Below are 12,634 nucleotides of genomic sequence, written 5' to 3'. Positions count from 1 at the left end.
AGGCGCAGATGCCAGAGACATTCAATCAGGAACTGGAAGACCGGCTTGTCCGCTATGCGGCCATCGACAGCCAGAGCGATGAGGACTCTCCCTCCTCTCCCAGCACGGCGGTGCAGTTCGACATGCTGAACCTGCTTGAGGCCGAGCTGATGGAGATCGGCGCCCAGGATGTGACGCTGACCGAATATGGCGCGATCCTGGCCACCATCCCCGGCACGGTCGAGGGGCCAACCATCGGCTTTCTCGCCCATGTCGACACCGCGCCGCAGTTCAATGCCTCCGGCGTCAAGCCGCGGGTGATCAAGGGCTATAACGGCGGCGAGATCACCTATCCCGACGATCCGGCGCTGGTGCTCTCGCCCGCTGAATTCCCCTATCTGGCGGAAAAGATCGGTCACGACCTGATCACCGCCTCGGGCCTGACGCTCTTGGGCGCCGACGACAAGGCGGGCGTCGCCATCATCATGACCGCCGCGCGCCACCTGCTGACTACGCCCGGGCTGAAACATGGCCCCATTCGCATCGCCTTCACCCCGGACGAGGAGATCGGCCGTGGCGTCGATGCGCAACTCCCCAAGGATCTGGGCGCCGATTTCGCCTATACCTTCGACGGTGGCAAGGTCGGAGAGATCGAATACGAGACCTTCTCGGCCGATGCGGCCGAGGTGAGCATCACCGGCGTGTCGATCCATCCGGGCTTTGCCAAGGGCAAGATGGTCAACGCCATCCACCTGGCCGCCAAGATCATCGAGATGATGCCGCAGGCGACCAAGACGCCCGAGGTCACCGACGGGCGCGAAGGCTTTTGGCACGCGACCGAGATGTCGGGCGGGTCGTCCGAGATGAAGCTGAAATTCATCCTGCGCGATTTCGAGCTCGACGGGCTGGCGGCGACGGGGCGGATGCTGGAACAGGTCTGCGCCGCCGTCCAGGCGACCGAGCCCCGCGCCAAGATCAGCTGCAGCATCCGGCCGCAGTATCGCAACATGCGCTATTGGCTGGAAAACGACATGACCCCGGTGGAGCTGGCACGCAAGGCCTGCGGTACACTTGGGCTCGATCCGGTGTCGGTGCCGATCCGCGGCGGCACCGATGGGTCGCGGCTGACCGAGATGGGGGTGCCCTGCCCCAACCTCTTCACCGGCATGCAGAACATTCACGGGCCGCTGGAATGGATCTCGGTCCAGGATATGGCGGTGGCGACCGATCTTTGCCTGGCGATCGCCGAGGCCGGCGCCAAGGGCTGATCCCCCGCCAAATCCCCCGACCGCCGCGCCCGTGATCCGGCGCGGCGGTTGACAGCACGGCCCCATCCGCTATGGCTTGGGTCAGCCAGCCCTCCCTTCCGATGCCAGCCCTTTCGCAACCCTGTCCGGCCCGCCGGACCCGGCGATCAGAGGCCTGTGCATGTCCGTTTCCAGCAATCCCGTTCTCTCCTCCATCGACCTGGGCGTCGCGCTCTCGTCCAATCTGGTGACCGTCTATTTCGGCGCTGATGGGGAGAAATTCGATTTCTTCACCAACCAGGGCGACTGGTCCGATTACGCCAAGGCGCAGGCAATGGCCGCGCTCGATGCCTATGCGGCGGTGGCGAACCTGACCTTTGCCGAGGTTGACGCCCCCGAGGGCGCCACCTTCCGACTGACGAAATCGGAGTCTTCCTATGGATCGCTCGGTTTCATGAACCCGCCCGATCCCGCCTATGGCGACACCCAGGGCATCGCCTGGTTCAACAGCCTGCCCTATTGGGGCGATGCCGGCAGCGGGTTGCTGGATGCCGGCAGCTATATGTACACCATCTTCCTGCATGAATTCGGCCACGGGCTGGGGCTGGCGCATCCCTTCGAGGAACATGGAGCCTCGACCGTGATGCCCGAGATCGGCGATGGCCTCGGTCTCGATCAGGGCGTCTATACGGTGATGACCTATAACGACGGCTGGCCCGAGGCGCCCGAAGGCCTGCCGGCGGCGCGCGACTGGGGCTGGAACCTTGGCCCCTCGGCCCTCGACATCGCGGTGATCCAGGACAAATACGGGGTGAATACCGAAACCGGCAAGGGCGCGACCACCTATGTCCTGCCGTCCGAGAATAGCTCGGGCACCGGTTACCTGGCGATCTGGGACGTGGGCGGCCAGGACACGATCCGCCACAATGGCAAGGGTGATGCCACCCTCGACCTGCGCGCCGCCACGCTTCTGGCCGAGGCAGGCGGTGGCGGCTGGGTCAGCCATGTCGCCGGCATCCACGGCGGGTTCACCATCGCCAACGGCGTGGTGATCGAACGCGCCATCGGCGGCAAGGGCGATGACACGATCACCGGCAACGCCGCGGACAACCTGCTGAACGGGCGCGCCGGGAACGATCGGCTGACCGGCAGTTCCGGCGATGATACCCTGCTGGGGGGCGCTGGCGCCGACTGGCTGATCGGTGGAACGGGCGCCGATACGCTGACGGGCGGCGGCGGCGCAGATCGGCTGATCGGCGGCAAGGGCCAGGATGTGCTGGCGGGCAGCAAGGGGCGCGATGTGCTGACCGGCGGCGCCGGGGCCGATACCTTCATCATCACGCCCGGCGACGGCCGCGACCGGATCACCGATTTCGAGGAGAAGGATCTGCTCGACCTCAGCGCCTTCGGCTTCGACAATTTCGAGGCGGTGCAGGCAACGATGACCGCGAGCGATACCGCGTTGCATCTTGATCTGGGCGCGGCCTATCTGGTGCTGAGCGGGCTCAGCCCCGAGATGCTGGGCGCTGACATGGTGCTGATCTGATCGCCGGGCCGGGGCCTGGCCTGCCCTGGGCCCGCCCCGGCCTTCACAGAACCACCCGAAAACCATCCAATTTTAGCCGTATTCCCGGCCTAAGCTAATCTTGCGCGAAACCGGCCCGCCCTCTCCCGACGACATGCGGCCGGACACGATTGAGGACAGCAAGATGCAAGACAGCCCGATGCAGCCGGAAGACGACGATACCGCCTTTGACCGGTCGCTGGCCGATCTGGACAAGGCCGCCTGGAAAGCCGCGCTGATCGCGCAGGCCGACGATCATGGCATGAGCCAGGGTCTGGGCGCGCGCCATTTTGCCACCTTCATCGACAAGAAACCCATCCTGCTGGTCACCTTCGAGACGATCCAGGGCATCCGCGCCCTGTCGGAAACCGCCCAGCCGCTGGGCTCCGACATGGTCAAGGCGCAGGGCTGGTCGCATCTGTGCATCCTGTCGGACGGCGACACCTGGTTCCGCCATGACGAGGTCTATGCCTTTTTCGACCAGCTCATCGACGACGGCTTCTTCGAGGACTTCGAGCGGGTGGTCTTCTATGGCGCCGGCCCCTGCGGCTATGCGGCGGCGGCCTATTCGGTGGCCTCGCCCGGCGCCACGGTGATCGCGGTGCAGCCGCAGGCGACGCTGGAGCCTCGGATGACCGAATGGGACGACCGCTTCATCGAGATGCGGCGCAGCGATTTCACCTCGCGGTATGGCTATGCGCCCGACATGCTGGACGCGGCCGACCGCGCCTTCGTGCTCTATGATCCGCGTGAGACGCTCGACGCCATGCATGCGGCGTTGTTCGCCCGGACCAATGTGACCCGGCTGCGGATGCCCTTCATGGGCGGCGCGCTGCAGACCCGGCTGATCGAGATGAAGCTGCTCTATCGGCTGCTGTCGCTCGCCGGCAGCGACAAGCTGACCGAACGGAAGTTCTTTGAACTCTACCGCGCGCGGCGCGACAACGTCGCCTATCTGCGCAGCCTGACCGCCCATCTCGATCAGGTCGAGCGGCCCTATCTGAACATGATGCTGTGCCGCAATGTCACCTCGCGCATGTGGGTGCGGCGGATGAAACGGCGGCTCGACCAATTGGAACAGGCCGCCGCGGCAGGCGAGTTCAAGGCCCCCCCGGCACCGGCGGAATGAGGCTGCTGCGACGCTGATCCCACTGGCCGAAACCGCGCCTCTGTGCTAGCGGAACGGCATGACCCAGACCCTTTCGCTTCGCCGCCCCGACGACTGGCACCTGCACCTGCGCGATGGCGCCATGCTGCAGGCCGTGCTGCCTGAAACCGCGCGCCATTTCGCCCGCGCGATCATCATGCCGAACCTGGTGCCGCCGGTGGTGACCGGCGATCAGGCCGCAGCCTATCGCGACCGCATCCTTGCCGCCCTGCCCGAGGGGATGCGGTTCGAACCGCTGATGACCCTCTATCTGACCGAGGAGACCGATCCCGAGGATGTGGCCGCCGCCGCGGCAAGCGGGCTGGTCAAGGCGGTCAAGCTCTATCCCGCCGGGGCGACCACCAACTCCGCCTCGGGTGTGCGCGACTTCGACAAGGTGCGCGGCGTGCTGGAAAAGATGGCCGAGATCGGACTGCCGCTTTGCGTGCATGGCGAGGTCACCGCCGCCGAGGTCGACATCTTCGACCGCGAGACCGTGTTCATCGACCGCGTGCTTGATCCGATCCGCCGCGCCACCCCCGGGCTGCGGGTGGTGATGGAGCATATCACCACCTCGGGCGCCGCCGATTACGTGCGGGCGCAGGATGGCGACGATCTGGGGGCGACGATCACCGCGCACCATCTGATCATCAACCGCAACCACATTCTGGTCGGCGGCATCAAGCCGCATTACTATTGCCTGCCGGTGGCCAAGCGCGAAAGCCATCGCCTGGCGCTGGTCGGCGCCGCCACCTCTGGCGATGCGCGCTTCTTCCTCGGCACCGACAGCGCGCCGCATACGGATGCCAACAAGGAAAGCGCCTGCGGCTGTGCCGGCTGCTTCACCGCCACCAACACCATGTCACTGGTGGCCGAGATCTTCGATCGCGAAGGCGCGCTGGACCGGCTGGAGGGCTTCACCTCGCTCAACGGGCCGGCGTTCTATCGGTTGCCCGTCAACGAGGCGACGATCACGCTGGAGAAGGGCGCGCCGGTCACCTACCCCGCCCATATCGTCAGCGCCGACGGCCCGGTCACCGTCTTCGACCCCGGTTTCCCGCTGCACTGGCGGGTCCTCTGATCCGTGGGGCGCCGCCCGACCCGGTGGCGCCCATTTCCGCATTGTTCCGCGCCCCGAAGGCAGCCCCAGGCCCTTCGATTCCGGAGGTTCGGGCAATCCAAGCTTGACGAACAGTTAACGGTTTCCCTAGCTTCGACGGGCACAAGGCGGTCCGCCTCTGGCGGATGGTCTTGTTTATTTTGATCAAGCAAGGCGGACAGATGACTTCGGAAGCGACAATTTATTATTATTCAATCAACGGTTTCTCCTACGATTACCGCTATTACTGGGACACCGAAGAGGACGCGGCGACCAAATTCCACGCCAGCGTTTCCCTGAACGTCACGGCGGACGTGCGCGCAGGCCTCACCTACAGTGTGCTGCCGCCGGACCCGATGAGCGATACGCTCTGGGTCGACATCAACCCGAGCTCGGACACCTATGCCATCACGCTCGACGGCATGAACGCCTATACGGCCAATATCGATTCCAGCGTCATCGGTATCGACTGGACCATGGGCGGCGTCTCCCACTCCAGCGTGGTCATGGAACTCGAGGTCGTGAAGGGCGAGAACACGGCGGACAGTTACGAATACGGCACCCGCTATTACTTCGTCCTCGGCGGTGACGATCTGCCCGACTTCAGCTCTCTGTCCGACTTCACCCATTTCAGTGAAACCGACACCTATATCACCGAGGTGTATCCCGCCACCGGGGACTATGGACCGGGCGTCCTGATCCCCTGGGCCAATGTGGTCGATGCCACGGTGCTGGGCGCCGACGAGGAGATCTGGGGCACCGCCGGCCGCGACGTGCTGTCGGGCGGCTATGGCGACGACTATTTCTATTCCTCCGAGGGCAACGACACCTACAAGGGTGGCGCCGGCTATGACCAGGTGACCTTCCAGGACGATCCCGCGGGCGTCGTGGTCAATCTGGCCAAGGGGCGTGGCACTGACGGCTGGGGCGACACCGACAAGTTCGTCAGCATCGAGATGCTGCGCGGCAGCATGTATGACGACAAGTTCATCGGTGCCAAGGGCAGCCAGATCATGCGCGGCCTGGCTGGCGACGATTACATGAATGGCGGCAGGGGCATCGACAGCGTGCGCTATGACCGCGATTACCGTTACGAGGGCACCGACGGGGTCACCGTGAACCTGAAGGCGGGCTTTGCGATCGACGGTTTCGGCGACCGTGACACCCTGAAGAACTTCGAGAATGTCCGCGGCTCGGACTATGCCGACAAGATCACCGGCTCGAACGGCAAGAACCTGCTGCAGGGGGGCGACAGCAACGACCTGCTCAAGGGCCTTGGCGGCAACGACACCCTGGAAGGCGGCGACGGCAACGACAAGCTCGACGGCGGCAATGGCAATGACATGCTGGCCGGCGGCGCGGGGTTTGACCGTTTCATCTTCTCGGGCAAGTTCGGCAACGATACCATCAGCGATTTCCGGACCGCCGGCATCAAGGAAAAGATCGACCTGTCCGGGGTGACCGCGATCAAGAACTTCGCCGATCTGATGAACAACCACATCTCGGACATCGGCGGCCATGCGGTGATCAACGACGGCGCGGGCAATACCATCGACCTCTATGGCGTCATAATGGACGATCTGGCCAAGAACGACTTCCTGTTCTGATCTGCCATCCAATCAAACCCGGTCCCGCCCGGCTTAGCGTCGGGCGGTTCTTTTTGGCGATCGGCGCCGCGATCGGCACCGATCATTGCGCCCTCTTCACCGATCGCTCTGTCGCCTCGCCTCTCCGCTTCCCTTTTGCGCCCTGCTCGGCTAAGCCCCCCTGCAACCCAGCCGCCCGAAAGGAGTTTCGCGATGATCCCCTCCTCCTATACCTCTTCCGAAGAAATGGCCCGCCTGACCGCCCGGATGCTATTGGAAATCGGCGCGGTGCACCTGAACGCGACAGAGCCCTTCACCCTGGCCTCCGGCCTGCCGTCGCCGACCTATATCGACTGCCGCAGGCTGATCTCCTTCCCGCGCATCCGCTCGACCCTGATGGATTTTCTCACCATCACGGTGATGCGCGAGGCCGGCTTCGAGGCCTTCGACAATGTGGCCGGCGGCGAGACAGCGGGCATCCCCTTCGCCGCCCTGGTCGCCGAGCGGATGGCGCTGCCGATGACCTATGTGCGCAAGAAACCCAAGGGCTATGGCCGCAACGCCCGCATCGAGGGCGCCATGACCGAGGGAGAGCGGGTGCTTCTGGTCGAGGATCTGACCACCGACGGCGGCTCGAAGCTCAGCTTCGTCGATGCGATCCGCGACACCGGCGCCACCTGCGCCCACACCGCGGTGATCTTCTACTATGGCATCTTCCCAGAGACCGAGAAGACGCTGGGCGATCATGGGGTGAAATTGCATTATCTCTGCACCTGGTGGGACGTGCTGGCCGAGGCCAAGGCCTCCGGCGCCTTCGATCAGGTCACCATCGAGGGGGTCGAGGCCTTTCTCAACGACCCGCGCGGCTGGCAGGAAGCGCATAAGGCGTAATCCCGCCGAGCCCTAGGGATAAGTCTGGGGCTGATTTGTGGAGAACCCGGGCGGGGAATCACTTTCCCGCCGCATCACCTCACCACATTTTGCGGACGCCTGCAGTTGTGCTACCATAACCAGAGAAATTGCCCCGCACCCTGAGGCCGACTCGGGGTTGCCCACAGGCAATCCACAAGATGCCCACAGGGTTACCCCCGAAGATTTCCCCATGGGGGTCCCCGAGGGAACCGGCTAGAAAGGCCGAACCCAAGACCGCCCCCTTCCCCAGGGAGCGGAGAGGCGCAAAAGACAGGCAAACGGGACAGAAATGAACGAGATCACAACCGTCACCCCGGCCACCCCAGAGACGCAGCAGCCTGACACCATGCCGCATTCGATCGAGGCGGAGCAGCAGCTTCTGGGCGCGATCCTGACCAATAACGACGTCTACGACCGGATCGCCGCGATCATCGGGTCGCAGCATTTCTACGACCCGGTCCATGCCCGCATCTATGAGGTGGCCGCGGCCCGGATCGCCAAGAACGCCCTGGCCTCTCCGGTGACGCTCAAGGCTTTCCTGGAACAGGACGAGGGGCTGAAAGAACTGGGCGGGCCGGCCTATCTGGCGCGGCTGGCCGGTGCCGCGATCTCCTCCTTCGCGGCGCGGGATTACGCGCAGATGATCTATGACCTCGCGATCCGGCGGGAGCTGATCGCGCTCGGGCAGGAGATTTCGTCGAAGGCCGCCAAGGTCGATGTCTCGTCCGAGCCCAAGGAACAGATCGTCGAGGCCGAACAACGGCTCTACAAGCTGGGCGAACAGGGCCAGTCGGAAAAGGGCTTCCAATCCTTCCTGCGCGCGGTGACCGACGCGGTCAACGTGGCCAATGCCGCCTATCAGCGCGGCGGCGGCATGGCGGGGATTTCGACCGGGCTTGTCGATCTCGACAAGAAGCTCGGCGGCCTGCACCCCTCTGACCTTCTGATCCTCGCGGGGCGGCCGTCGATGGGGAAAACCTCGCTGGCCACCAACATCGCCTTCAACGTCGCCAAGGCCTATCGCCGTGGCGTCAAACACGACGGCTCCGAAGGCGCCATCGACGGCGGCGTGGTGGGCTTTTTCAGCCTTGAAATGAGCGCCGAACAGCTCGCCGGCCGGATTCTGGCCGAGGCCGCCGAGATCTCCAGCCACAAGATCCGCCAGGGCGACATGACCGAAGGCGAATTCCGCCAGTTCGTCGAAGCGGCGAAGACGCTGGAATCCTGCCCCCTGTTCATCGACGACACCCCGGCGCTGCCGATCTCGCAGCTTGCCGCCCGCGCCCGACGGCTGAAACGAACCCACGGGCTTGATCTCTTGATCATCGACTATCTGCAGCTCTGCCGCGGCACCGCCGAGAACCGGGTGAACGAAATCGCCGAGATTTCGATGGGCATGAAGGCCATCGCCAAGGAATTGAACATCCCCGTGATCGCGCTGTCGCAGCTGTCGCGTCAGGTGGAAAGCCGCGACGACAAGCGGCCGCAGCTGTCGGACCTTCGGGAATCGGGCTCGATCGAACAGGACGCCGACTGCGTGCTCTTCGTCTACCGCGGCGAATACTACAAGGAACGCGAAAAGCCCGACGAGGCCGATCTGACCGCGATGGAAAAATGGATGACCGACATGGAGCGCCTGCATGGCAAGGCCGAGGTCATCATCGGCAAACAGCGCCACGGCCCCATCGGCACGGTGGAGCTGTCGTTCGAGGCGCAGTTCACCCGCTTCGGCAACCTGGTCAAACCCTGGCAGCAGCAAGACTCGGAACCGGAGTATTGAGCCCAGCAGGCGGCCGCCGGACGCCCCCCCCCTCGCCCACCGCTGCGACCGCGAAATGATCGCGGAGCAGACGGTGCGAGTTCCGATTTCGCCCGGCTTTCCGCCCATGCTGACGCAGGCGGCGTTTTCCGCTTGACCCTAGCGCCCCCAGTGGCATGAACAGCGCATGAGTACCGGACATCTGACAATTGATCTGAGCGCCATCGCCGACAACTGGCGCGCGCTGGACGCAAAAACGAATGTAGAGACCGCCGCCGTGGTCAAGGCCAACGGCTACGGTCTGGGGGTGGGCAAGGTTGCCCGCGCTCTGGCCCAGGCGGGCGCGCGCCGTTTCTTCGTCGCCGTCGCCGAGGAAGGCGCCGCCGTGCGCGAGGCGATCGGCCCCGGGCCGATGGTCGCGGTCCTGTCTGGCCATATGGCCGGCGATACCGACCTGATCCGTGACAACGATCTGACACCGATGCTGAATTCGGTCGATCAGGTGCTGCGCCATGTCGAGGCGCTACCGCGCCATAGCTTTGGCGTCCAGCTCGACACCGGGATGAACCGGCTTGGGCTGGAGCCCGAGGAATGGGCGGCGCTGCGCGATGTGGCGCTGAAGCAAAAGCCGGCGTTGCTGATGTCGCATCTGGCCTGCGCCGACGAGCCGGATCATTTCATGAATCAAAAGCAGCTCACCGCCTTCCGCGAGATGACCGACGGCCTCGATGTGCCGCGGTCGCTGGCGGCGACCGGCGGCCTGCTGCTGGGGGCGGATTACCATTTTGACCTCACCCGCCCGGGCATCGGCCTTTACGGCGGCCGCCCCTATGAGGATGCCAAGCCGGTGGTGCGGCTGGATCTGCCGGTGGCGCAGATCCGTGACGTCGCCCCGGGCGAGACCGTGGGCTATGGCAACACCTGGACCGCGCAACGTCCCTCGCGTATCGCGACGCTCGCCGCGGGCTATGCCGACGGTCTGTTCCGGGCGCTGTCGCCGGGCAGCAAGCTCTATGATGGCGACGACGGCTATCCGATTGCCGGACGCATCTCGATGGATCTGATCACCGTCGACATCACCGAGATGGAGCCCGCCCGCAAACCCGAGGTGATGACGCTGATCAACGAGGTTCAGACCATCGACAGCCTGGGCGATATCGCAGGCACGATCGGCTATGAGCTTCTGACCTCGCTCGGTGCGCGCTACCACCGCAGCTATATCGCATGAATCTGGTGCTGACCCTCATTGCCCGGCTCGGCCGGGTGGTGCTGGCGGCCATGGGTTCCGTCGGCCGGGTGGCGTTGTTCTTCCTCTCGTCCGTCAGCCATATCTTTCGCCCGCCCTATTATCTGCGCGAAATCGTCTATTCGATGCTCGGCATCGGTTGGCTGTCGCTGCCGGTGGTGGGGCTGACGGCGCTGTTCACCGGCGGCGCGCTGGCGCTGCAGATCTATTCCGGCGGCGCCCGCTTCAACGCCGAATCCGTGGTGCCGCAGATCGTCGCCATCGGCATGGTGCGTGAATTGGGGCCGGTGATGGCGGGGCTGATGATCGCGGCGCGCGTCACCTCCTCGATCGCGGCCGAGATCGCCACCATGAAGGTGACCGAGCAGATCGATGCTCTGGTGACGCTGTCGACCAACCCGATGAAATATCTCACCGCGCCGCGGCTGCTGGCCGGGCTGATCACCGTGCCATTGCTGGTCGGCGTCGGCGACGTCATCGGCATCGCCGGCGGTTTCTTCGTCTCGATCCACAACCTTGGCTTCAATCCCGCGACCTATCTGAAGAACACGGTGGATTTCCTCGAACCGCTCGATGTGATCTCCTCGCTCGTCAAGGGCTGCGTCTTCGGCGGCATCGCCACGCTGATGGGCTGCTATTACGGCATGCATTCCGGCCGCGGCGCCCAGGGCGTGGGCCAGGCCACCAAGAGCAGCGTCGAGGCCGCCGCCGTGCTGATCCTCGCCGCCAACTTCCTGATCACGGGGGCGTTTTTCTCGGTATGATCCGGTTCGAGAATGTCTGTAAGAGCTTCGGCAACAACCATGTGCTGCGCGGCCTGACGCTGGATGTGCCCAAGGGCACGTCGATGGTGATCATCGGCGGCTCGGGCACCGGCAAATCGGTGGCGCTGAAATGCGTGCTGGGGCTGGTGACGCCGGATTCCGGCCGCATCCTGGTCGATGGCAAGGACGCCACCGCCGGCGACCGCGACGCCTTTCTGGCCCGCTTCGGCATGCTGTTCCAGGGTGGCGCCCTGTTCGATTCGATGAGCGTCTGGCAGAATGTCGCCTTCCGCCTGCTGCGCGGGGCGCAGAAACGCCCCACCGCCGAGGCCCGCGCGATCGCCATCGAGAAACTGCGCCGTGTCGGGCTGAAGCCCGAGGTGGCCGATCTGTTCCCGGCCGAGCTGTCGGGCGGCATGCAAAAGCGCGTGGGTCTGGCCCGCGCCATCGCCGCCGAACCCGAGATCATCTTCTTCGACGAACCCACCACCGGGCTCGACCCGATCATGTCAGGCGTCATCAACGAGCTGATCCGCGAGATCGTGGTCGAGATGGGCGCCACCGCAGTGACCATCACCCACGACATGACCAGCGTGCGCGCCATCGCCGACAATGTGGCGATGCTGCACGACGGGGTGATCAAATGGACCGGCCCGGTGGCCGAGATGGACCATTCCGGCGATCCCTATCTGGACCAGTTCATCCATGGCCGCGCCGAGGGGCCGATCGAAGCGGTTCGCTGAGCCTTGGCGCCAAGAAAATTCGAATTTTCTTGGCCATTTTCTTCGAAGAAAATGGCTCGGAACCTGGTTCTGGCCCGGATTTCCAAAGCGGGTGAAATTGGATAGGCCAAGCTCATGCTCCTTCTCCGCCTCGCCAACCTCGCCCTGCTGATCCTCTACCCCGTCGCCTGGTTCGCGCCGCTGATGCGGGCGGGGCTGTTGCCGATCTTCGGCCTGTCGGAGATTTCGGTGATGACCGGGCTGCAATCGCTCTGGCGCACCGATATCGTGCTTGCGCTGATCGTCACGGTTTTCGCCGTCTTCGCCCCCTATCTCAAGACCATCGGCCTGGCCCTGGTGCAATGGCACCTGCTCGATCGCCGCGCCCTGCCGGTGCTGCATGTCATGGGAAAACTGGCGATGGCCGATATCTTCCTGATCGCGCTCTACATCACCCTGGCCAAGGGGATTTCCTATGTGCGGATCGAGGTGGCCTGGGGGCTCTATCTCTTCACCTTCTGCATCCTCGCCTCGCTGGTGCTCAGCCTGCTGACCGAACGGCGCCTCAAAAGGCTTGAGCCCGCCCCCGGCCTCGGGCAGGACTGATCC

General features: G+C 64.6%; 11 protein-coding genes. All 11 read left to right on the top strand.

The window, feature by feature from the left end; genetic code table 11:
• Window positions 1–8: 8 nt before the first annotated feature.
• Window positions 9–1,247, top strand: coding sequence for a peptidase T (gene pepT / locus ACN0V4_RS04585; protein WP_417673465.1), 1,239 nt, complete (start codon window positions 9–11; stop codon window positions 1,245–1,247).
• A gap of 160 nt (window positions 1,248–1,407) precedes the next feature.
• Window positions 1,408–2,772 (top strand): M10 family metallopeptidase, encoded by a 1,365-nt coding sequence (locus ACN0V4_RS04580; RefSeq protein ID WP_417673463.1) that lies wholly within the window; start codon window positions 1,408–1,410, stop codon window positions 2,770–2,772.
• Between the two features lie 163 nt (window positions 2,773–2,935).
• Window positions 2,936–3,919 (top strand): phosphoadenosine phosphosulfate reductase, encoded by a 984-nt coding sequence (locus tag ACN0V4_RS04575; protein ID WP_417673462.1) that lies wholly within the window; start codon window positions 2,936–2,938, stop codon window positions 3,917–3,919.
• A 58-nt stretch (window positions 3,920–3,977) separates the two neighbouring features.
• Entirely contained in the window at window positions 3,978–5,018 is a 1,041-nt protein-coding gene (gene pyrC, locus ACN0V4_RS04570) for a dihydroorotase (RefSeq protein ID WP_417673460.1), read from the top strand.
• A gap of 200 nt (window positions 5,019–5,218) precedes the next feature.
• Entirely contained in the window at window positions 5,219–6,643 is a 1,425-nt protein-coding gene (locus ACN0V4_RS04565; protein WP_417673458.1) for a calcium-binding protein, read from the top strand.
• A 192-nt stretch (window positions 6,644–6,835) separates the two neighbouring features.
• On the top strand, window positions 6,836–7,513 hold the full coding sequence (locus tag ACN0V4_RS04560; protein ID WP_417673456.1) for an orotate phosphoribosyltransferase: 678 nt from the start codon (window positions 6,836–6,838) through the stop codon (window positions 7,511–7,513).
• 310 nt (window positions 7,514–7,823) lie between these two features.
• On the top strand, window positions 7,824–9,314 hold the full coding sequence (locus ACN0V4_RS04555) for a replicative DNA helicase (protein ID WP_417673454.1): 1,491 nt from the start codon (window positions 7,824–7,826) through the stop codon (window positions 9,312–9,314).
• 166 nt (window positions 9,315–9,480) lie between these two features.
• The gene (alr, locus tag ACN0V4_RS04550) at window positions 9,481–10,521 is read left to right on the top strand and encodes an alanine racemase (protein ID WP_417673452.1); all 1,041 of its coding nucleotides are present in this window, start codon (window positions 9,481–9,483) and stop codon (window positions 10,519–10,521) included.
• Window positions 10,518–11,303 carry an MlaE family ABC transporter permease gene (locus tag ACN0V4_RS04545; RefSeq protein WP_417673450.1) on the top strand — a complete coding sequence of 262 codons (786 nt, stop codon included), beginning with the start codon at window positions 10,518–10,520 and terminating at the stop codon, window positions 11,301–11,303. The genes alr and ACN0V4_RS04545 overlap by 4 nt, the downstream gene beginning before the upstream one ends.
• A complete protein-coding gene (locus ACN0V4_RS04540) occupies window positions 11,300–12,046 on the top strand; it encodes an ABC transporter ATP-binding protein (RefSeq protein ID WP_417673448.1) in 747 nt (248 codons plus the stop codon). The genes ACN0V4_RS04545 and ACN0V4_RS04540 overlap by 4 nt, the downstream gene beginning before the upstream one ends.
• Before the next feature lie 114 nt (window positions 12,047–12,160).
• Window positions 12,161–12,631: a paraquat-inducible protein A gene (locus tag ACN0V4_RS04535; protein WP_417673446.1), complete on the top strand. Its 471-nt coding sequence runs from the start codon at window positions 12,161–12,163 to the stop codon at window positions 12,629–12,631.
• Window positions 12,632–12,634 lie beyond the last annotated feature (3 nt).

The sequence above is a fragment of the Pseudodonghicola sp. genome (assembly GCF_048268305.1).
In the GTDB taxonomy this organism is placed as follows: Bacteria; Pseudomonadota; Alphaproteobacteria; order Rhodobacterales; family Rhodobacteraceae; genus Pseudodonghicola.
Note: the sequence above shows the minus strand (reverse complement) of the source record. Positions and strands in the feature narration are given on the sequence as shown.

Coding starts and splice junctions, on each gene's coding strand:
- pepT (WP_417673465.1), top strand. CDS start 9: ATGCCAGAGACATTCAATCAGGAACTGGAAGACCGGCTTGTCCGCTAT.
- ACN0V4_RS04580 (WP_417673463.1), top strand. CDS start 1,408: ATGTCCGTTTCCAGCAATCCCGTTCTCTCCTCCATCGACCTGGGCGTC.
- ACN0V4_RS04575 (WP_417673462.1), top strand. CDS start 2,936: ATGCAAGACAGCCCGATGCAGCCGGAAGACGACGATACCGCCTTTGAC.
- pyrC (WP_417673460.1), top strand. CDS start 3,978: ATGACCCAGACCCTTTCGCTTCGCCGCCCCGACGACTGGCACCTGCAC.
- ACN0V4_RS04565 (WP_417673458.1), top strand. CDS start 5,219: ATGACTTCGGAAGCGACAATTTATTATTATTCAATCAACGGTTTCTCC.
- ACN0V4_RS04560 (WP_417673456.1), top strand. CDS start 6,836: ATGATCCCCTCCTCCTATACCTCTTCCGAAGAAATGGCCCGCCTGACC.
- ACN0V4_RS04555 (WP_417673454.1), top strand. CDS start 7,824: ATGAACGAGATCACAACCGTCACCCCGGCCACCCCAGAGACGCAGCAG.
- alr (WP_417673452.1), top strand. CDS start 9,481: ATGAGTACCGGACATCTGACAATTGATCTGAGCGCCATCGCCGACAAC.
- ACN0V4_RS04545 (WP_417673450.1), top strand. CDS start 10,518: ATGAATCTGGTGCTGACCCTCATTGCCCGGCTCGGCCGGGTGGTGCTG.
- ACN0V4_RS04540 (WP_417673448.1), top strand. CDS start 11,300: ATGATCCGGTTCGAGAATGTCTGTAAGAGCTTCGGCAACAACCATGTG.
- ACN0V4_RS04535 (WP_417673446.1), top strand. CDS start 12,161: ATGCTCCTTCTCCGCCTCGCCAACCTCGCCCTGCTGATCCTCTACCCC.